General features: G+C 64.2%; 19 protein-coding genes. 14 read left to right on the plus strand and 5 right to left on the minus strand.

Features of this window, described 5'->3' with window-relative positions; all coding sequences use genetic code 11:
• Positions 1 to 58: 58 nt before the first annotated feature.
• From CCOS864_RS15700 to CCOS864_RS15710, 3 genes are all read right to left on the minus strand, one after another.
• Complete coding sequence (locus CCOS864_RS15700) at positions 59 to 553, minus strand: DUF934 domain-containing protein (RefSeq protein ID WP_115087187.1); 495 nt, start codon at positions 551 to 553, stop codon at positions 59 to 61.
• Positions 541 to 2,223, minus strand: coding sequence for a nitrite/sulfite reductase (locus tag CCOS864_RS15705; protein ID WP_115087188.1), 1,683 nt, complete (start codon positions 2,221 to 2,223; stop codon positions 541 to 543). The genes CCOS864_RS15700 and CCOS864_RS15705 overlap by 13 nt, the downstream gene beginning before the upstream one ends.
• 184 nt (positions 2,224 to 2,407) lie before the next feature.
• Complete coding sequence (locus tag CCOS864_RS15710) at positions 2,408 to 3,481, minus strand: sigma-54 interaction domain-containing protein (protein WP_115087189.1); 1,074 nt, start codon at positions 3,479 to 3,481, stop codon at positions 2,408 to 2,410.
• A gap of 273 nt (positions 3,482 to 3,754) precedes the next feature.
• On the opposite strand from CCOS864_RS15710, the gene CCOS864_RS15715 reads away from it, so the two are divergent.
• The 4 genes from CCOS864_RS15715 (at position 3,755) to CCOS864_RS15730 (ending at position 8,279) form a co-directional block, all read left to right on the plus strand.
• Positions 3,755 to 4,978 (plus strand): lipase family protein, encoded by a 1,224-nt coding sequence (locus tag CCOS864_RS15715; RefSeq protein WP_115087190.1) that lies wholly within the window; start codon positions 3,755 to 3,757, stop codon positions 4,976 to 4,978.
• Positions 4,979 to 4,989: 11 nt separating this feature from the next.
• Positions 4,990 to 6,186 carry an LLM class flavin-dependent oxidoreductase gene (locus tag CCOS864_RS15720; RefSeq protein ID WP_115087191.1) on the plus strand — a complete coding sequence of 399 codons (1,197 nt, stop codon included), beginning with the start codon at positions 4,990 to 4,992 and terminating at the stop codon, positions 6,184 to 6,186.
• 4 nt (positions 6,187 to 6,190) lie between these two features.
• Positions 6,191 to 7,744 carry an ABC transporter substrate-binding protein gene (locus CCOS864_RS15725; protein ID WP_115087192.1) on the plus strand — a complete coding sequence of 518 codons (1,554 nt, stop codon included), beginning with the start codon at positions 6,191 to 6,193 and terminating at the stop codon, positions 7,742 to 7,744.
• A gap of 97 nt (positions 7,745 to 7,841) precedes the next feature.
• A complete protein-coding gene (locus tag CCOS864_RS15730; RefSeq protein ID WP_115087193.1) occupies positions 7,842 to 8,279 on the plus strand; it encodes a hypothetical protein in 438 nt (145 codons plus the stop codon).
• Positions 8,280 to 8,297: 18 nt separating this feature from the next.
• On the opposite strand, the gene hpaA is transcribed toward CCOS864_RS15730, so the two are convergent.
• The gene (gene hpaA / locus CCOS864_RS15735) at positions 8,298 to 9,200 is read right to left on the minus strand and encodes a 4-hydroxyphenylacetate catabolism regulatory protein HpaA (RefSeq protein ID WP_115087194.1); all 903 of its coding nucleotides are present in this window, start codon (positions 9,198 to 9,200) and stop codon (positions 8,298 to 8,300) included.
• 143 nt (positions 9,201 to 9,343) lie between these two features.
• Between hpaA and CCOS864_RS15740 the strand changes: the two genes are divergently transcribed.
• The 8 genes from CCOS864_RS15740 (at position 9,344) to hpaI (ending at position 16,716) form a co-directional block, all read left to right on the plus strand.
• The gene (locus CCOS864_RS15740) at positions 9,344 to 10,015 is read left to right on the plus strand and encodes a fumarylacetoacetate hydrolase family protein (RefSeq protein ID WP_115087195.1); all 672 of its coding nucleotides are present in this window, start codon (positions 9,344 to 9,346) and stop codon (positions 10,013 to 10,015) included.
• On the plus strand, positions 10,015 to 10,788 hold the full coding sequence (locus CCOS864_RS15745; protein ID WP_115087196.1) for a fumarylacetoacetate hydrolase family protein: 774 nt from the start codon (positions 10,015 to 10,017) through the stop codon (positions 10,786 to 10,788). Before CCOS864_RS15740 ends, CCOS864_RS15745 begins: the two co-directional genes overlap by 1 nt.
• 5 nt (positions 10,789 to 10,793) lie before the next feature.
• On the plus strand, positions 10,794 to 12,254 hold the full coding sequence (hpaE, locus tag CCOS864_RS15750; RefSeq protein WP_115087654.1) for a 5-carboxymethyl-2-hydroxymuconate semialdehyde dehydrogenase: 1,461 nt from the start codon (positions 10,794 to 10,796) through the stop codon (positions 12,252 to 12,254).
• Between the two features lie 124 nt (positions 12,255 to 12,378).
• Positions 12,379 to 13,236: a 3,4-dihydroxyphenylacetate 2,3-dioxygenase gene (gene hpaD, locus CCOS864_RS15755; protein WP_115087197.1), complete on the plus strand. Its 858-nt coding sequence runs from the start codon at positions 12,379 to 12,381 to the stop codon at positions 13,234 to 13,236.
• A gap of 105 nt (positions 13,237 to 13,341) precedes the next feature.
• Entirely contained in the window at positions 13,342 to 13,734 is a 393-nt protein-coding gene (locus CCOS864_RS15760) for a 5-carboxymethyl-2-hydroxymuconate Delta-isomerase (RefSeq protein WP_115087198.1), read from the plus strand.
• A 48-nt stretch (positions 13,735 to 13,782) separates the two neighbouring features.
• On the plus strand, positions 13,783 to 15,087 hold the full coding sequence (locus CCOS864_RS15765) for an MFS transporter (RefSeq protein ID WP_115087199.1): 1,305 nt from the start codon (positions 13,783 to 13,785) through the stop codon (positions 15,085 to 15,087).
• 11 nt (positions 15,088 to 15,098) lie between these two features.
• Complete coding sequence (gene hpaH / locus CCOS864_RS15770) at positions 15,099 to 15,902, plus strand: 2-oxo-hept-4-ene-1,7-dioate hydratase (RefSeq protein ID WP_115087200.1); 804 nt, start codon at positions 15,099 to 15,101, stop codon at positions 15,900 to 15,902.
• 10 nt (positions 15,903 to 15,912) lie between these two features.
• Positions 15,913 to 16,716, plus strand: a complete 804-nt coding sequence (gene hpaI, locus CCOS864_RS15775) for a 4-hydroxy-2-oxoheptanedioate aldolase (RefSeq protein ID WP_115087201.1) — start codon at positions 15,913 to 15,915, stop codon at positions 16,714 to 16,716.
• 86 nt (positions 16,717 to 16,802) lie between these two features.
• On the opposite strand, the gene hpaR is transcribed toward hpaI, so the two are convergent.
• Complete coding sequence (gene hpaR, locus CCOS864_RS15780) at positions 16,803 to 17,225, minus strand: homoprotocatechuate degradation operon regulator HpaR (protein WP_115087202.1); 423 nt, start codon at positions 17,223 to 17,225, stop codon at positions 16,803 to 16,805.
• Positions 17,226 to 17,389: 164 nt separating this feature from the next.
• On the opposite strand from hpaR, the gene CCOS864_RS15785 reads away from it, so the two are divergent.
• Positions 17,390 to 18,688, plus strand: a complete 1,299-nt coding sequence (locus tag CCOS864_RS15785) for an NAD(P)/FAD-dependent oxidoreductase (protein WP_115087203.1) — start codon at positions 17,390 to 17,392, stop codon at positions 18,686 to 18,688.
• Between the two features lie 34 nt (positions 18,689 to 18,722).
• A complete protein-coding gene (locus tag CCOS864_RS15790; RefSeq protein WP_115087204.1) occupies positions 18,723 to 19,088 on the plus strand; it encodes a cupin domain-containing protein in 366 nt (121 codons plus the stop codon).
• The last annotated feature ends 31 nt before the right edge of the window (positions 19,089 to 19,119 follow it).

A 19,119-nucleotide genomic window follows, 5' to 3' on the forward strand; every position in this document is an offset into this window, starting at 1 on the left:
CGCGGCGTTGCCGGGCGAACAAAAGCTAAACGATAGACCAGCGCCGGCGCCGTACCAGTCAGCGGCGACGAAACAGCGGCCGTGGTTCGATCACCGAACGCCCATACAGCACGCTCATGCCGGCAAGGCCCTTGAGGGCATCCTCGGCGCATTTGTCTTCACGCACGGCGTAGCTGTCAAAACCGCACTGGCGCATATGGCTGAGCTGGTCACGCAGTACATCGCCCACCGCGCGCAGTTCACCATGCCAACCCAGGCGGCTGCGCAGCAGGTAAGCCTGGCTGTAGCCACGGCCGTCGCGAAAGCTGGGGAAGTCCACCGCGATCAGCGGCACCTGGGGCAGCCAGGCGCGCAGTGGCTCGATCTCATCGTCAGGCCCCAGCCACAAGCCGTCACGGCCCACGGGCCGCTGGGCGCGGCGGGCAATCCAGGTGGCCAGCGGCAAAATCAGCAGACCGTCGGGCAGCACCTCGCCGGGTTCGCGCAACAGCTGCCAGGGATCGTGCTCGATCAACTGCGCCTCACCATTGCGCAGGCCAATCACATTACGCATATCAGCTCCTCCGGGCGCTTGGCATAGACCCGCTCCTTGAAGGGTTCCAGGCCGACCCGGCGCACGGTGTCGACAAAGGGTTCGTCCTGCTCGCGATAGGCGCAGTAGGTGGCGATGATCTGCTCGATCACCTGGGGGATCTCGGCGGCGCTGAACGACGGGCCGATGACCTTGCCCAGGGTGCTGTGCTTGCCCTGGGCGCCACCGAGGGTCACCTGGTACCACTCGCTGCCGTTTTTATCGACGCCGAGGATGCCGATGTTGCCGATGTGGTGGTGGCCACAGGCGTTGATACAGCCGGAGATGTTCAGGCTCAGCTCGCCCAGGTCGTGCAGGTAGTCGAGGTCGTCGAAGCGGCGCTGGATCGACTGCGCGATAGGGATCGAGGTGGCGTTGGCCAGGGCGCAGAAGTCGCCGCCCGGGCAGGCGATGATGTCGGTCAGCAGACCAATGTTGGCCGTGCCCAAGTCACGTTCGCAGGCCAGGCGCCAGAGCGCGTGCAGGTCACGCTTGCGCACGTCCGGGAGGATCAGGTTCTGCTCATGGGCAATGCGGATCTCGCCGAAGCCGAACTGCTCAGACCAGTCGGCCACTGCATCCATCTGCGCATCGGTCAGGTCGCCCGGTGGCGACGCGTCACCCGGCTTGGTCGACAGCACCACGCTGGCATAACCGGGGACCTTGTGCGGCTTGACGCAACAGGCTACCCAGCGGGCGAAGGCGTGGTCCTGGGCCAGGTGGGTGTCGTAGGCCAGCTCATCGTCGATGACGCTGTCGTAGGCCGGTGGCTCGAAGGCGGCGGCGACCCGCTGGAACTCGTCCTCGGTGAGTTGCGCCGGACCGTCCTTGATGTGTTGCCACTCCTCCTCCACCTCGCGGGAGAACGCCTCGATGCCCAGCGCCTTGACCAGGATCTTGATCCGCGCCTTGTACTTGTTATCGCGCCGGCCATGGCGGTTGTACACGCGCAAAATGGCTTCGACATAGGACAACAGGTGCTGCCACGGCAGCCCTTCGCGGATCTGCAAACCGAGGATCGGCGTGCGCCCCAGGCCGCCGCCGACCATCACCCGCAGGCACATCTGGCCACGGCCGTCGCGGTACAGGTAGAGGCCGATGTCATGCATCATGATTGCTGCGCGGTCCTCGATCGCCGAGCAGATGGCGATCTTGAACTTGCGCGGCAAAAACAGGAATTCCGGGTTGATGGTCGACCACTGCCGGAGGATCTCGGCCAGCGGCCGCGGGTCGAGCAGCTCGTCGGCGGCAACACCGGCAAAGGCTTCGGTGGTGATGTTGCGCACGCAGTTGCCGGAGGTCTGGATCGCATGCATCTCGACCTCGGCCAGGCGCTGGAGAATGTCCGGCACCTGAGCCAGTTCGATCCAGTTGAACTGGATGTTCTGGCGCGTGGTGAAGTGGCCGTAGCCGCGGTCGTACTCGCGGGCGATCTGCGCCAGGGTGCGCATCTGCCGGGCACCCAGGGTGCCGTAGGGGATGGCCACGCGCAGCATGTAGGCATGCTTTTGCAGGTACAGGCCGTTTTGCAGGCGCAGGGGCAGGAACTCTTCTTCACTCAGTTCGCCAGCCATGAACCGGCGCACCTGATCGCGAAACTGCGCCACGCGTTCGAACACCAGCGCACGGTCATACTCGTCATAGTGATACATGGTTCGGACCTCATCAGGGAGGCCGTTACTATGGCTTTTGGGTGTACTGGGTTACAGATTCAGGTTGGGGGTATTTATACGGATCAGATGCTCAAATTGCGCTGCCCCTATCGCTGGCAAGCCAGCTCCCACAAGAACTGTATGCACCGGCCCCTGTGGGAGCTGGCTTGCCAGCGATGAGGCCTTAAAGGGCGACACCGTCCGTGCGCTTCAACTCGCCAATCTTCTCCAACCGCGCCCGCACGATGTTGCGGCTGATGTTCAGCAAGCGCCCGGTCTGCAACTGGTTGCCATGGCAGAAGCGGTACGCGGTGCGAAACACCGTTTCCTCGATATGCTCGTACAAGTCTGGAATGTTCTGCTCGAACAGCGCCGTCAGCGCCGCCTCAAGGTTCGGCGGCTCGCTGGCCAGGCGCAGCGGCTGGCTGTGTTCCTCCTGGCGAATGCCCACCGAACGCATGTCCACCAGGTGCAGGTCGGCCGGCTGCACCACCTGTTGCCGGCACACCAGCAAGGCATGGTGAATGGCGTTCTCCAGCTCGCGAATATTCCCCGGCCAGCTGTGCGAGAGCAGTTTGCGTTCGCTCTCCAGGCTCAGGCTGGCGCGGCTGTAGCCCAGGCGCTGGCAGTGTTCTTCGAGGAAGAACTCGGCCAGCGGCAGGATGTCCCCCGGCCGTTCGCGCAGCGGCGGCAGGCGGATGGTTGCCACGTGCAGGCGGTAGAACAGGTCTTCGCGAAAATGCCCGGCCACCACCGCATCGGCGAGGTTGACGTTGGTCGCCGCCACCAGGCGCACGTTGATCGGGATCGGCGTGCGCGAGCCCAGGCGCACCACTTCGCGCTCCTGCAGCACCCGCAGCAGTTTCACCTGCATGTTCAGCGGCAGGTCGCCGATTTCATCGAGGAACAACGTGCCGCCATTGGCCGCTTCGAACCAGCCGGCCTTGCTGTTGGTGGCGCCGGTAAAGGCGCCCTTCTCGTGACCGAACAGTTCGCTCTCGACCAGGGTTTCGGCAAAGGCGCCGCAGTTAACCGCCACGAACGGCTCGCGCCCGCGGCGGCTGAGTTGATGGATGTGGCGGGCGACCAGCTCCTTGCCGGTGCCGGTCTCGCCGATGATCAGGGTGTTGGCTTCACTCGGCGCCAGGCGTTCGATGCGGCTGAGCAGTTCCTGGGAGCGCGGGTCCTTGAACACCAGAACGGTGGCGCGAACGGATTTGGTCAGTTCCCGGGCATGGGGATGGGTTATCAGCGACATGGTGCATTCCTGGCAGTGAAAGCGCAGGGCCATAGTGCCCGAAACAAATTAGAACAAATAATTATTAATTAGTATTTATATATTCCATAAAGAGATATGCGATTGGCACTGCTGCCCCAGCAGCAGTCGCCCAGCAATCCGTGGCTGCTGGCCAGCATCGACGCCCCCCGAGATCCCCCTTGATGACAACGAAGTCCCGCAAATGCAGGGCCTGCAGCGCTCTGGCACGCATTTCGCTCAAGCCTGGCACACGCACCGTGCAAGGACCTCTCGATGAAACTGCAGAAAACATTCGCCTTCGGCCTGAGCCTGCTGGCCCTGTCGTTCAGCGCCGTGGCCGCGCAAACCTTCGCGCCCAAACCCGACCCGCTGCAAGGCGATGGCCGGGTCTCGGCGTTCTACAGCTGGAACCAGGCCATCCCCGCCAGCCCCGGCAAACTGCTGCGCAGCGAGCCGCTGGAACAGACCCTGAGCCTGCCCGGCGCGGCGTCGCAGTTGCGCATCCTCTACAGCTCCACCGACGGTATCGACGGCAAGACTCCGGTGGCAGTCTCCGGTGCGCTGTTCATTCCCCAGGGCACGGCGCCAGCAGGCGGCTGGCCGGTGGTGACCTGGGGCCATGGCACCGTGGGCGTGGCGGATGTCTGCGCGCCGTCCTGGGCCGGGCGTTCGTACCGCGACGTGCAGTACCTGGCGCGCTGGCTCAACGAGGGCTACGCCATCGTCGCCACCGACTACCAGGGCCTGGGCGTGCCCGGCGGCCACCCGCTGCTGAACAACCGCATGGCCGCCTACGGCATCCTCGACGCCGCTCGCGCAGTGATTGCCGGGGTGCCGGGGCTGGCCAACAAGGTGCTGGTGGTCGGCCAGTCCCAGGGCGGCGCCGGCGCCTTTGCCTCGGCCGCCTATGCGCCGACCTACGCCCCGGACCTGGGCCTGAAGGGCAGCGTCGGCACCGGGGTGATCTACACCGTGGGTGCGAAAAACGTCGGCGAGCAGGACCCGGACCAGGTCGACGCCTCCCTGGCCTACGGCTTCTACACCCTGCTGGCGGCCCAGCAGTACGACCCGCGCATCGACCCGCGCGACTTCTACACCGACAAGGCCCTGCCGCTGTTCGAACAGGCGCGCAGCACCTGCCTGTCGTCACTGGTGGCCGATGTGGTCGGCACCGGCCTGACCCCGGCCAACACCCGCAAGACCAACAGCGGCGAGCAGCTCAAGCCGTGGCTGGCGCAGGTGTCCTACCCGACCCTGAAACTCAAGCAGCCGATCTTCATCGGCACCGGCGCCGAAGACAAGACCCCGGCCGCCGCCACCCAGGTGGCGTTGATGCAGGACGCCTGCAAGACCGGTTCGATCGTCGAAGGCCACCTGTACAAGGGGCTGGGCCACAGCGAGACGGTCAACGCCTCGCTCAAGGACTCGCTGCCCTTCGCCCGCAAGGTGTTCAGCGACCAGCCCATCGCTCCGATCTGCAACCCCACCGTGCAATAAGGACTATCACCGTGAGCATCGAATTCTTTACCCGCCTGCCCTTGCACGGCGAAACCCAGTTCCTCCCTGGCGACCCGCGCAACCGCGGCGACTGGCATAGCGGCAGTGACAGCACCGGCGCCGTGTCGAACTTCGCCGTGGGCGATCACTTCACCTACATCGACTACCTCGGGCAAATTGCCCGCGCCGCCGAGATCAACGGCTTTGGCGGCGCGCTGATGGTCAACGCGCCGTCCGGCGAAGAGCCGTGGACGGTGTGCTCGCTGCTCGCCCGCGAGACCCGCACCCTGAGTTACGTCACCGCCTTCCAGCCCTACCACTACACGCCCTGGGTCGCCGTGCAGCAGGCCGCCACCTACCAGCGCGCCACCGGCAACCGCCTGGTGTGGAACATCATCAACGGCGGCTCCGACGCGGTCCAGCGCCAGGTCGGCGACTTCAGCGACCACGATGAACGCTACGCGCGCGCCATCGAGTTCATGGACGTGGTCAAGGGCTACTGGCACTCGGAGAACTTCCACTACCAGGGGCGCTTCTACCAGGCCGAAGGCGGCGGCCTGCGCGGCCCGCAGAAAAAGGCCGAGCTGCCGCTGATCTGCACTGCCGGCTCGTCGATCGCAGCGCGGGAGTTCGCCGCCCGCCACGCCGACTTCTACCTGATGCGCGCCGAGCACCCGGACGAGATCCGCACGCTGATCGCCGACATTCGCGAGCGGGCGCTCAAGCACGGTCGCAGCAACATCCGCTTCGGCCTGTCGATCGATGTGATCACCCGCGAGACCGAAGCCCAGGCCCTGGCCGAGGCCAAGCGCTTCTTCGACGAAGGCGTGGCCAAGGGCGCGGTCAAGGCCGTGGCCGCCCATGCCGGGCTGCGCAGCGCACGCAAGCTGAGCTACGAAAATGAATACGCGGCCAAGGATGAAACCCGGCCGTTCGACGACTTTTTCATCTACCCCAATGTCTGGGCCGGCTTCGGCTACATCGGCATCCCGCCGGGCCTGGCGTTGGTCGGCAGCTACGAGAACGTGGTGGCACGGATTCGCGAGTACAACCAGTTAGGCATCGACCTGTTCTTCCTCGCCGGCTACCCGCACCTGGAAGAAGCCTACCGCCTGGGCGAGCACATCCTCCCGCACTTTCGCGGCGAGCGAGCGCCATTACGGCGGATCGACACCCAGGCGCCGGCCCTGCGTGCGGCAGGAGGCTGAGGCCATGGACCCTTTTGATTACCAGCGCCGGCGTTTTCTCGGCTATAGCCTGGCGCTGGGCGGCGGCATGCTGCTCAGCGGCTGCGGCCCCGATACACCTGCTGCCAGCAACCTGGCCAGCGACCAGCCGCGCCATGGCGGGCGCCTGCGCCTGGGCGTGCTGTCCGGCGGCCAGGTCGGCAACCTCGACGCCCACAAACCCATCGGCAGCGGCATCGTCCGCGGCTTTGCCCTGTACAGCAAGCTGTGGGAATGGGACGAGCAGATGCAACCGCGCCTGGCCCTGGCCGAAGAAGCCGAGGCCAGCGCCGACGCCAGCAGCTGGACCGTACGCCTGCGCCAGGGCCTTGAGTTTCACAACGGCAAGACTATCGATGCCGACGACCTGATCTTCTCCATTCGCCGCCTGACCGACCCGCAACTGGCCTCGCCCTATGCTGCGCTGCTGCACTGGGTCGACCGCGACAACCTGGAAAAGCTCGACGCGCGCACCGTGCGCATCCGCTTCAAGGACGGGCGCAGCTACCTGCCGCTGGCAGAAACCTGGGTCAACTTCGGCGGCATCGTCCCGGTCGATTACCACCCGCTGACCAACCCGGTCGGCGCCGGCCCCTACAAGTTGAAAAGCTTCACACCCGGCCAGCGCTCGGTGTTCAGCCGCTTCGAAAACTACTACAAGGACGGCAAACCCTACGCCGACGAGCTGGAGATCATCGACTTCAAGGACCAGGTCTCGCGCCTGGCCGCCTTGCGCGCCGGGCAGATCGACATGGCCAACGGGCTGCCCAGCGAACAGTTGCAGATCATCGAACGCGACCCGCGCCTGCAACTGGTGACCTCGGTCAGCGGCAACTGGCTGTCGTTCGAGATGAACACCAGCAAGCCACCGTTCGACAACCCGAAGGTACGCGAAGCCTTCCGCCTGCTGGCCGACCGCCCGGAGCTGGTGCGCCGTGCCTTGAATGGCCAGGGCCGGGTGGCCAACGACCTGTACGCACCGAACGACCCGACCTTCAACCACCGCCTCGGCCCACGCCCGCATGACCCGCAACGGGCGGCAACACTGCTGCGCGAAGCCGGCCACGAACAGCTCGAAGTCGAGCTGGTGACCACCAGCGGCCCGGCCCTGGCTTCGGCACTGGTGTTCGCCGAACAGGCCAAGCGCATCGGCGTGGGCCTCAAGGTGCGCCAGGTCGACCAGGCCACCTTCGACGGCCCGCAGCACGACCAGTGGCAACTGAGCACTGGCGGTACCATCGGCGCGCCGTTTCTGGCCAGCGCCATGCACATCGATGCGCCCTTTGCCGTGGCCAACAAGACCCAATTCAACGACCCGCAGTTCAGCGAACTGTTCCTCCAGGCCATGGCCCAGCCGGACCTGGCCAAGCGCAGTGCCCTGGTGCACCAGGCCCAGCAGATCCAGTACGAGCGCGGCGGCTTGCTGATCTGGGGCTACGTGAATTTGCTCGACGCCTTCTCGCGCCAGGTCGGTGGCGCCGCAGCCGAGCAGACGCTGTTCAGCACCTGGCGTTTCGACAACCTCTGGCTACGCACCTAGCATTTTTGCCAGTAGACGGGTTGGGGCAGGCCCCCTAGGTTAAGGAACGACGGTTACACGTCGGTTTAGCGCCCCCCCTCTGCTGGAGAGCCGCGTCATGATGGACGATATCGAGAATGCTTTTGTGGGCATCGACCTGATTCTGGAGACAACGAGCGGTAGCAAGCCGTTGAACCTGACGATGTGGAAACCCATTTTCACCGAAGACACGTTTGAGGTTTCCGCTGGTTCCAAGGCTGAGGAGTACCTGTTGACCTTGAGCTGCTGGGGGAAACCCAAGGCAAGAGATTACCTGTTTCCTGTGGACGCTGATGTAGATGAACAAGGATTGGGCGACCAGGTACAAGTAACCATGGAGTTCGGAAAGTACGGCCAGCCATCCTTTGAAATAAGCAATGGCACGCTGACAATTGATGAAATTAATCAGGATCAGAACAGCCTGTACCTCGTAGGCCGCTTCGACTTCACAGTGCTGGATGCTCACAAGAGCATCACCGTCAGTTGCTGGAAATTCACTATCGGCGACAGAGCCTGACCTGCCCCCCCCCTGACATCAGCGCAACCCCGCCTGACGCTGACGATATTCCCCCGGCGTGAGCTGCGCATAGCGCAAAAAGAACCGGCTGAAATACGCCGGGTCCTTGAAGCCCAGGCTGTAGCAGATCTCGTTGGCCGAGCTGCCGGTGTACAGCAGCAGGCGCCGCGCCTCCTGCATCAGCCGTTCGAGGATCAGCCGCTTGGACGGCAGGTCGGCGATGCGCCGGCACACTTCATTGAGCCGCGCCTCGGTGACGCCGATGCCCTGGGCGTAGCGCGCCAACGGCCAGTGTTCGAGGTAGTGGGCCTCGATCAGTTCGTTGAAGCGGTGGAACACCTGCAAGTCTTCATGACGGGTTTGCCGTGCGGGCAGCGAGCGCGCGCACAGGCGCAGCAGGCTGGTCATGATCAGCCGCGTCAGGCTTTCCAGCGCCGCCCCGCGCCCGGCTGCGCTGGCGTTGATTTCACTGTGCAGCTCATCGAACAGCAGGGCCAGGCGCCGCGCCTCGGCGGCATAGCTCGGCTCCAGGCCGCTCAAGGCCACGCAGGCCGGCGCCACCTGCGGCCCCGGCGCCAACCCCGGATCAGCTTCGAGCAACTGCCAGACCAGTTGCTGGCGCACGGTCAGCACATGGCCATCGGCATCGGGCTCGGTGACGAAGGAATGCGGGATGGTCGGCGGCGTGAGGAAGAACATCGGCCCCGATTCGACGTACTGCTGGTCGTCCAGGTACACCCGCACCGTGCCGCTCTTGACGTAATGCACCTGGAAAAACCGGTCATGGCGGTGCACCGGCATGTTGCGGCCGAAGAACCCGGCCAGGTTGCCGAGCTTGTCGTAGTGCACCTCGGCATCGCTGTAGCGCTGGTCATAGACCTGACCGATGTTGATGTTGGGGATTGGCTGGCGCTCGCTCATGGCCCTGCTCACTCTTGTTGTTCTGTCGCCAGCTTACTCCTGCAGCAAGCCGCTTGCATTTCGTTAACATCTTAATTATAACGTTAACACATTAACAATTATTCGAGCAGGGACCCTGCCCCTGCCCCAGCCAGGAGAACCCCATGAGCCGTGCCTTGCACGATGCTGCCAGCGGTACCCTGTTCGGCGTTGCGCTGAACTACCAGGGTTTGCTGAACCAGCGTCTCGCCGAATTCGAACAGCCGCCGTATCAAAAGCCGCCGGTCAAGCCGGTGCTGTTCATCAAGACCCCCAACACCCGCAATGGCCACGGCCAGCCCGTGGTCTATCCGCAAGGCATCGAACAACTGCAACCGGGCCCGGCCCTGGGCGTGGTGATCGGCAAGCGTGCCACCCGGGTCAGCGTCGACAATGCCCTCAGCCATGTCGCCGGCTACACCATCGTCAATGAATTCAGCTTGCCGGAAGACAGCTACTACCGCCCGGCGGTCAAGGCCAAGTGCCGCGACGGCTTCTGCGCCCTGGGCCCTGAACTGGTGCCGGCCGCGCAAGTCGCCGACCCGCAGCAGCTGAGCATCAAGCTGTTCATTAATGGCCAGCTGCGCCAGCAGAACAGCACCGCCAACATGGTCCGCAGCGTTGCCCAGCTGATTGCCGAGATCAGCGAGTTCATGACCCTGCACGAAGGTGATGTGCTGATCACCGGCACCCCCGAAGGCCGCGTCGATGTGCTGCCCGGGGATCAGGTTGAAGTCGAGATCAGCGGCCTCGGGCGCCTGACCAACAGCATCGTTGCCGCGCAGGAGAAGCGCTGATGAAACACGCACGTATCCGCTACCAGGGCGAAGTCCACGCCGTCACCGTCGAGGCCGACAACGCCGTGCGCCTGGCTGATGGCCGGCTGTTGCAAGAGCAGCAGGTCGAGTGGTTGCCGCCGGCCACCGGCAACATGTTCGCCCTGGGCCTGAACTACGCCGACCACGCCGCCGAGCTGGCCTTCACACCGCCCACCGAACCGCTGGCGTTCGTCAAGTCGGTGGGCACCTACACCGGCCACAACCAGGTGAGCTGGCGCCCGGACAACGTCGCCTACATGCACTACGAGTGCGAGCTGGTGGCGGTGATCGGCAAGCCTGCGCGCAACGTCAAGCGCGAGGATGCCCTTGAGTACCTGGCCGGCTACACGGTGTGCAACGACTACGCCATCCGCGATTACCTGGAAAACTACTACCGGCCCAACTTGCGGGTGAAAAACCGCGACGCCACCACCCCCGTCGGGCCGTGGATCGTCGACGTCGCCGAGGTGCCGGATGCCTCCAACCTGACCTTGCGCACCTGGATCAACGGTGAGCTCAAGCAGCAAGGCAGTACCAAGGACATGATTTTCGACATCCCCTACCTGATCGAATACCTGTCCAGCTTCATGACCCTGCAGCCGGGCGACATGATCGCCACCGGCACCCCCGAGGGCCTGGCCGACGTGGTGCGGGGCGATGAAGTGGTGGTCGAAGTCGAAGGCGTCGGGCGCCTGGTCAACCGTATTGTCAGCGAAGCCGAGTTCTTCGCCCTCAACCGCCAAGAGGCATGAGCAACATGATCAAACACTGGATCAACGGCCGCGAGGTCGAAAGCAAAGACGTGTTCGTCAACTACAACCCGGCCACCGGCGAGGCCATTGGCGAAGTCGCCAGCGGCGGCGCCGACGAGGTTGCCCAGGCTGTTGCGGCGGCAAAGGAAGCCTTCCCGAAATGGGCCAACACCCCGGCCAGGGAACGCGCCCGGCTGATGCGCAAGCTTGGTGAGCTGATCGAGCAGAACGTGCCGCAGCTGGCCGAACTGGAAACCCTCGACACCGGCTTGCCGATCCACCAGACCAAGAACGTGCTGATCCCCCGTGCTTCGCACAACTTCGACTTCTTCGCCGAAGTCTGCACGCGCATGGACGGCCACACCTACCCGGTCGACGACCAGATGCTCAACTACACCCTGTACCAGCCGGTGGGCGTGTGCGGGCTGGTGTCGCCGTGGAACGTACCGTTCATGACCGCCACCTGGAAGACTGCGCCGTGCCTGGCCCTGGGCAACACCGCGGTGCTGAAGATGAGCGAGCTGTCGCCATTGACCGCCAACGAACTGGGCCGCCTGGCCGTCGAGGCCGGCATCCCCAACGGCGTGCTCAACGTCATCCAGGGCTACGGCGCCACCGCCGGTGATGCCCTGGTGCGTCACCCGGACGTACGTGCGATCTCCTTTACCGGCGGCACCGCCACCGGCAAGAAGATCATGCAGACCGCAGGCCTGAAGAAGTACTCCATGGAGCTGGGCGGCAAGTCGCCGGTGCTGATCTTCGAAGACGCCGACCTGGAGCGCGCCCTCGATGCGGCGCTGTTCACCATCTTCTCGCTCAATGGCGAGCGCTGCACCGCCGGTAGCCGTATCTTCATCCAGGAAAGCGTCTATCCGCAGTTCGTCGCCGAGTTCGCCGCACGGGCCAAACGGCTGATCGTCGGTGACCCGCAAGACCCGAAAACCCAGGTAGGCTCGATGATCACTCAAGCCCACTATGACAAGGTCACCGGTTACATCAGGATCGGCATCGAGGAAGGCGCGACCCTGCTCGCTGGCGGCCTGGAGCGCCCGGCCAACCTGCCGGCGCACCTGGCCCGTGGGCAGTTCATCCAGCCGACGGTGTTTGCCGACGTGAACAACAACATGCGCATCGCCCAGGAAGAAATCTTCGGGCCGGTGGTGTGCCTGATTCCGTTCAAGGACGAAGCCGAGGCGCTGCGACTGGCCAATGACACCGAGTATGGCCTGGCCTCGTACATCTGGACGCAGGACATCGGCAAGGCGCATCGTCTGGCCCGCGGCATCGAGGCCGGCATGGTGTTCATCAACAGCCAGAACGTGCGCGACCTGCGCCAGCCGTTCGGCGGGATCAAGGGTTCGGGCACTGGCCGTGAAGGCGGGCAATACAGCTTCGAGGTGTTTGCCGAGATCAAGAACGTGTGTATCTCGATGGGCAGTCATCATATTCCGCGCTGGGGCGTCTGACGTCATCGCTGGCAAGCCAGCTCCCACAGGTCTGATGTCACCTCAAAACCTGTGGGAGCCGGCTTGCCGGCGATAGCGATGGCACTGACAGCACACAAGAACAACAATCTCCAGGAGTTCCATCATGGGCGAAGTCGTCCTGGCAGCCAAAGTCTGCCACGTACCCTCGATGTACCTGTCCGAACTGCCCGGCAAGCATCATGGCTGCCGCGAGGCGGCGATCGCCGGACACAAGGAAATCGGCCGCCGCGCCCGCGAACTGGGCGCCGACACCGCCGTGGTGTTCGACGTCCACTGGCTGGTCAACAGCGGCTACCACATCAACTGTGGCGAGCACTTCAAGGGCACTTACACCAGCAACGAGCTGCCGCACTTCATCAAGAACATGGACTTCGAGTACCCCGGCTGCCCGGAGCTGGGCGAGCTGATCGGCCTTGAGGCCAATGCCGCCGACGTGCGCACCCTGGCCCACAACATCCCGAGCCTGGAGCTTGAGTACGGCACCCTGGTACCGATGCGCTACATGCACATGGATGTACCGGAGGCGCAAAAGCTCAAGGTCGTGTCGATCGCCGCCTGGTGCGCCTGGCACCGCCTGGAAGATAGCTTCGCCTTCGGCGCCGCCGTGCGCCGGGCCATCGAAAAGAGCGACCGCAAGGTCCTGGTGCTGGCGTCCGGGTCGTTGTCGCACCGCTTCTCGGACGACCGCAACGCCGAAGCCAACATCCACAACTGGACCCGCGAATTCGACAAGCAGATGGACATGCGGGTGGTCGAGCTGTGGAAGCAGGGCCGTTTCAAGGAGTTCTGCGCAATGCTTCCGGACTACGCCACTCACTGCTACGGCGAAGGCGGCATGCACGACACGGCGATGCTCCTGGGCCTGCTCGGCGGCGCCGACTACAACAAGCCGGTCGAGGTGCTGACCGAGCCGTTCGGCAGTTCCGGCACCGGCCAGATCAACGCTGTCTTCCCGCTGTAGCGCGAAGGCAGCAGCCACAAGCTTCAAGCCACAAGCTGCAAGTGAAGAGCACGCGCTCTTGCCGCTTGTAGCTTGCCGCTTGCCGCCGTTCAAACGGAGATCTTCATGCCGCATTTCATCATTGAGTACACCGACAACATCGAGCAACAGGCCGACCTGCCCGGCCTGTTCGAGAAGGTCCACGCCAGCCTGGGCGCCAGCGGCGTGTTCCCCCTGGGTGGCATCCGCAGCCGCGGCGTGCGCCTGGACAGCTGGCGCATGGCCGATGGCAAGCATGACTACGCCTTCGTCCACATGACCCTGAAGGTCGGCCACGGCCGTGACCTGGACACCCGCACCCAGGTTGCCCAGGCGCTGTTCGAGGTGATCACCGCGCACTTTGCCGAGCTGCAAAGCCAACGCCTGCTGGCGCTCTCGTTCGAGATGATCGAGCTGCACCCGCAACTGAATTTCAAGCAGAACAACGTTCACGCCTTTCTCCAGAACCAGGCGGGCTGACGCACAGCCACCCTCCCCCCACGGCCCTCTGACAAAAAGTACAAGATCATGAGCACAGCCAATACTGCCGAACACGCTGCCCTTGCCCAACATGACTCGACCCACAGCAAGATCACCTGGCGGCTGATGCCGCTGCTGCTGATCTGCTACCTGTTCGCTCACCTGGACCGCATCAACATCGGCTTTGCCAAGATGCAGATGAGCAGCGACCTGCACTTCAGCGACACGGTCTACGGCTTCGGTGCCGGGCTGTTCTTCATCGCCTACGCGCTGTTCGGCGTACCGAGCAACATCGCCCTGGACCGGGTCGGCCCACGGCGTTGGATCGCCACCCTGATGGTGGTCTGGGGCACGCTGTCGACCAGCATGCTCTGGGTCGAATCGGCCTCGGGCTTCTACGTCCTGCGCTTTTTGCTGGGCGTGGCCGAAGCCGGCTTTTTTCCCGGCATCCTGGTCTACCTCAACCGCTGGTACCCGGCCCGTCGCCGTGGGCAGATCACCGCGCTGTTCGCCATCGCCGTGCCCATGGCCGGTGTGGTCGGCGGGCCGTTGTCGGGCGGCATCCTCGAACTGTTCCACGACGCCGCCGGCCTGCGTGGCTGGCAGTGGATGTTCCTGATCGAAGGCGCGCCGGTGATCCTGCTCGGCCTGGTGGTGCTCAAGTGCCTGCCCGACAGTTTCGACAGCGTGAACTGGCTCAGCAGCGAAGAAAAGCTGCAACTGCGCGAACAGCTGAACCAGGAAGAACAACGCAAATCCATCACCTCGTTCGGCGGCATCCTGCGCGACAGCCAGGTCTGGCTGCTGGTGGCGGTGTACTTCGCGGTGATGCTGGCAGTCAACACCCTGGCGTTCTGGATGCCGACCCTGATCCACGGCGCCGGCATCGGCAGCGATGGCCGGGTCGGGCTGCTCAGCGCCGTACCGTATCTGGCCGGTTGCCTGTTCATGATTGCCTGCGGGCGCTCCTCCGACCGTCAGCGTGAACGCCGCTGGCACCTGTGCGTGCCGCTGCTGATGTCGGCCCTGGGCATTGCCATCGCCGGCCTGTCGCCAGGCAACCCGGTGATGGTGCTGGGCGGGTTGATCATCGCCGGCATGGGCGCCAGCGCCGCCTTGCCGATGTTCTGGCAACTGCCGCCAGCGTTCCTGTCGAACACCACCCAGGCCGCCGGCATCGCCCTGATCAGCTCGTTCGGCAGCATCGCCGCGTTCCTCGCCCCGTACCTGATCGGCTGGATGCGCGACACCACCCAGAGCGCCAGCCTGGCGCTGTTCGTGCTGGCGCTGTTCATCACCCTCGGCGGCCTGCTGGTGCTGCGCACCAAGGCTGCCATCGTCAACCCTCAGTAAGAGATTTAGCCATGCTTGACCACAGCCAGATCCTGCAAGCCGCCGCCCAGCTCGAGCGCGCCGAACGCAGCCGCGAACAGGTGCGGCAGTTCTCCCTGGAGCACCCGGGCATCAGCATTGAAGACGCCTACGCCATCCAGCGCGCCTGGGTCGCGCAAAAGATCCAGAACGGGCGCAAGCTGGTCGGCCACAAGATCGGCCTGACCTCGCGGGCCATGCAGGTGTCGTCGAACATCACCGAACCGGACTACGGCGCGCTGCTCGATGACATGTTTTTCGACGAAGGCAGCGACATTCCCTTCGAGCGCTTTATCGTGCCACGGGTCGAGGTGGAGCTGGCCTTCGTGCTCGGCAAGCCGCTCAAGGGGCCGAACGTGACCCTGTTCGACGTGCTCGACGCCACCGAATGGGTGATCCCGGCGCTGGAAATCATCGATGCACGCATCCAGCAGATCGACCCGCAGACCCAGGCCACGCGCAAGGTCTTCGACACCATCTCGGACAACGCCGCCAACGCCGGCGTGGTCATGGGCGGGCGCGCGGTGCGCCCGGGCGATATCGACCTGCGCAAGGTGCCGGCGGTGCTCTACCGCAATGGCGTGATCGAAGAGTCCGGCGTCTCGGCGGCGGTGCTCAACCACCCGGCCAAGGGCGTCGCCTGGCTGGCCAACAAGCTGGCGCCATACGACGTCACCCTCGAAGCCGGGCAGATCATCCTCGGTGGCTCCTTCACCCGCCCGGTGGCGGCCAACCCCGGCGATACCTTCCATGTCGACTACGACATGCTCGGTTCGATTGCCTGTCGTTTCGTTTGAGGACTTGCCCATGGACATGCCCGTCAACCGCTTCAAACAACGCCTGCAACGGGGCGAGGCGCAAATCGGCCTGTGGCTCGGCCTGGCCGAGCCGTACTGCGCGGAACTGGCCGCCAACGCCGGTTTCGACTGGCTGCTGATCGACGGCGAACATGCGCCCAACGACCTGCGCGGCATGCTCGGCCAGTTGCAGGCCATCGCCCCCTACCCGGCCCAGGCGATCATCCGCCCGGTGATCGGCGACACCGCGCTGATCAAGCAAGTGCTGGATATCGGCGCGCAAACCCTGTTGGTACCCATGGTCGAAAGCGCTGAACAGGCACGCCAGCTGGTACGCGCCATGCACTACCCGCCCAAGGGCGTGCGCGGCGTGGGCAGTGCCCTGGCACGGGCGTCGCGCTGGAACAGCATCCCCGGTTACCTGGAGCAGGCCGATGAGCAAATGTGCTTGCTGGTGCAGATCGAGAGCCTTGAAGGGCTGCAGAACCTGGATGCGATTGCCGCGGTCGAAGGCGTTGACGGGGTGTTTATCGGCCCGGCGGACCTGAGTGCGTCCATGGGTTATCGCGGCAACCCCGGCCACCCTGAGGTGCAGGCGGCGATTGAACAGGCCATTGTGCAGATTCAAAAAGCCGGCAAGGCGGCGGGGATTCTCAGTGCCGATGAGGCCTTGGCGCGGCGCTACCTGGAACTGGGCGCCGGGTTTGTCGCGGTGGGGGTGGATACCACGGTGCTGATGAGGGGCTTGCAGGGGTTGGCGGGCAGGTTCAAGGGGGGGGTGGCGCCGGCTTCATCCGGCCCTTCGGTGTATTGACTGTACTGGCCTCATCGCTGGCAAGCCAGCTCCCACAGGTTCGGTTTACAGAGGACCTTGTGGGAGCTGGCTTGCCAGCGATGCGGTCACCGACCGACTTGCTTCAACTCCTCCAGCAACCCCAGCAGCGCCTGCAACTTCTGCTCGCCGAACTGCTCCTGAATCCGCCGATAGTTGCTCTCCATGCACTGGCTCATCGAAGCAAAAATCTCCTCGCCCCTGGCCGCCAGGTTCACCAGCACCCGGCGCTGATCCTGCTCGGCCTTGCGCCGGCTGACCAGCCCGGCCGCCTCCATGCGCACCAGCACCCCGGTCATGCTCGGCTTGAGGATGCAGGCCTGTTCCGCCAGGCGGTAGATCTCCATTTCGCCCTGCTGGCGCAGGATACGGATCACCCGCCACTGCTGCTCGGTCAGCCCGTGCTGGTTGAGCGAGGGGCGAAAGAAACGCATGGCCGCTTCGCGGGCTTGCAACAAGGTCAGGGTCAGGGACGGGCGCGGTTGGGGCATGGAATGGCTAATCATCAGGCTATTTTGTTAACACTTTAACAAAATCAACGCCTTGCCACAGCCCTGGCACCGGCAGTCAAGCCCGGCGGCACGCAGGGTCAAGACGCAGGCGCCGTACAAGGCCTTAATAGAGCCCATCAGTACTCCACTTTTCAGGCAGCGCCATGATCAACATCGAAACGCCGACCTACTACACCGCCACCAAAAAATACAACCTGAGCTTCCCGACCCTGGAAGAGGACGTGGACGCCGACGTGGTCATCATCGGCGGCGGCTTTTCCGGGATCAACACGGCCCTGGAGCTGGCGGAAAAAGGCATCACCAACATCGTCGTGCTCGAAGCCCGCTACCTGGGCTTTGGCGGCACCGGGCGCAACGGCGGGCAGATCATGGCCGGCATCGGTCACGACCTGGAGAAGATCAAGCAGCACGTCGGCGACGATGGCTTGCGGCAGATCTTCGAGATCAGCGACCTGGGTGCCGACATCATCAAGCAGCGCATCGCCAAGTACGCCATCGACGCCGACTTCTGCCATGGCTACGGCTACATGGGCTTCAATGCCCGCCAGGAAAAGACCCTGCGCGCCTGGGAAAAAGACTTCAAGTCGGTCAATTCCCAGCACGAGATCCGTTTTCTCGGCGGCAGCGAGGTCAAGCAGATCATCGGCTCCGACGCCTACAGCAGTGCCCTGCTGCACATGGGCGGTGGCCATGTGCATTCGCTGAACCTGTTGCTCGGCGAAGCCAAGGCGCTCAGCGAACACGGCGTGCGCATCTTCGAGAACAGCCCTGCGCTGCAGGTGCAGTACGGCGAGCGCATTCGCGTGCGCACCGGGCGCGGCTCGGTCACCGCCAGCAAGCTGCTGTGGGCCTGCGACAGTTTCCTCAACAAACTGGAGCCGGAGCTGCACCGCTCGACCATCAACACCTACGCCTTCCAGATGATGACCGAGCCGCTGTCGGACGAACTGATCCAGCGCATCAGCCCGATTCGCGGCGCCTACAGCGACATCCGCCCGGTGATCGACTACTACCGCGTGACCAACGAAAACCGCCTGCTGTTCGGTGCCGCCACGCCGCTGGTCGAGCACATCCCGCGCGACCTCAAGGCCTGGAACCGCAACCTGATGCTGAAGATCTTCCCCTACCTCAAGGACGTGAAGATCGACCTGGCCTGGGGCGGGCCGATGGCCTGCAGCCCCAACCTGTTCCCGCAGATCGGCACCCTGCCCGGTCGGCGCAACGCTTTTTACGTGCAAGGTTATTCCGGCTTTGGCGTCACCCCCAGCCACATCATCTGCAAGGTACTGGCCGAAGGCATGAGCGAAGGCTCGGCGCGCTATGACCTGATCAGCTCGGTGCCACGCCCGACCATCCCGGCCAAAGACCCACTGCGCGCGGTGCTGCTGACCGCGGGCAAGTCCTGGCACCAGTTGTCCGGCTACTGGAATGGCCGGCGCTGAAACCCATTGTTTTCAACCCTCAAGGAACACTGCCATGACCCTGACTGCCGTTAAACAGAACATCCAGCTCAGCGAACTCGACGCCTGGGGCACCGTTGCCGACCTGGGTTCGGAAATACTCAAAGGCGAAGTGCGTGCTTTCGGCAAGATGACCTTCGGCGCGCCGACCGACCCGGTCAGCAGCGCCTACTTTGGCACCACCAGCGGCAAATTTCGCATGGTCTACCCATTCAACGAACAGGCCGTGGTGGTGACCGGCCAGGTGCGTCTGACCGACGAAGCAACCGGCGTCAGCCGCACCTACAACCAGGGTGACAGCTGGTTCGTGACCAAGGGCACGCCGGTGTTGTGGGAGATTCTCAGCGAGAGTTTTGTGAAGCATTACTTTGCAGTAGCCTGACAAAAAGCATCGCTGGCAAGCCAGCTCCCAC

Source organism: Pseudomonas wadenswilerensis, assembly GCF_900497695.1.
In the GTDB taxonomy this organism is placed as follows: domain Bacteria; phylum Pseudomonadota; class Gammaproteobacteria; order Pseudomonadales; family Pseudomonadaceae; genus Aquipseudomonas; species Aquipseudomonas wadenswilerensis.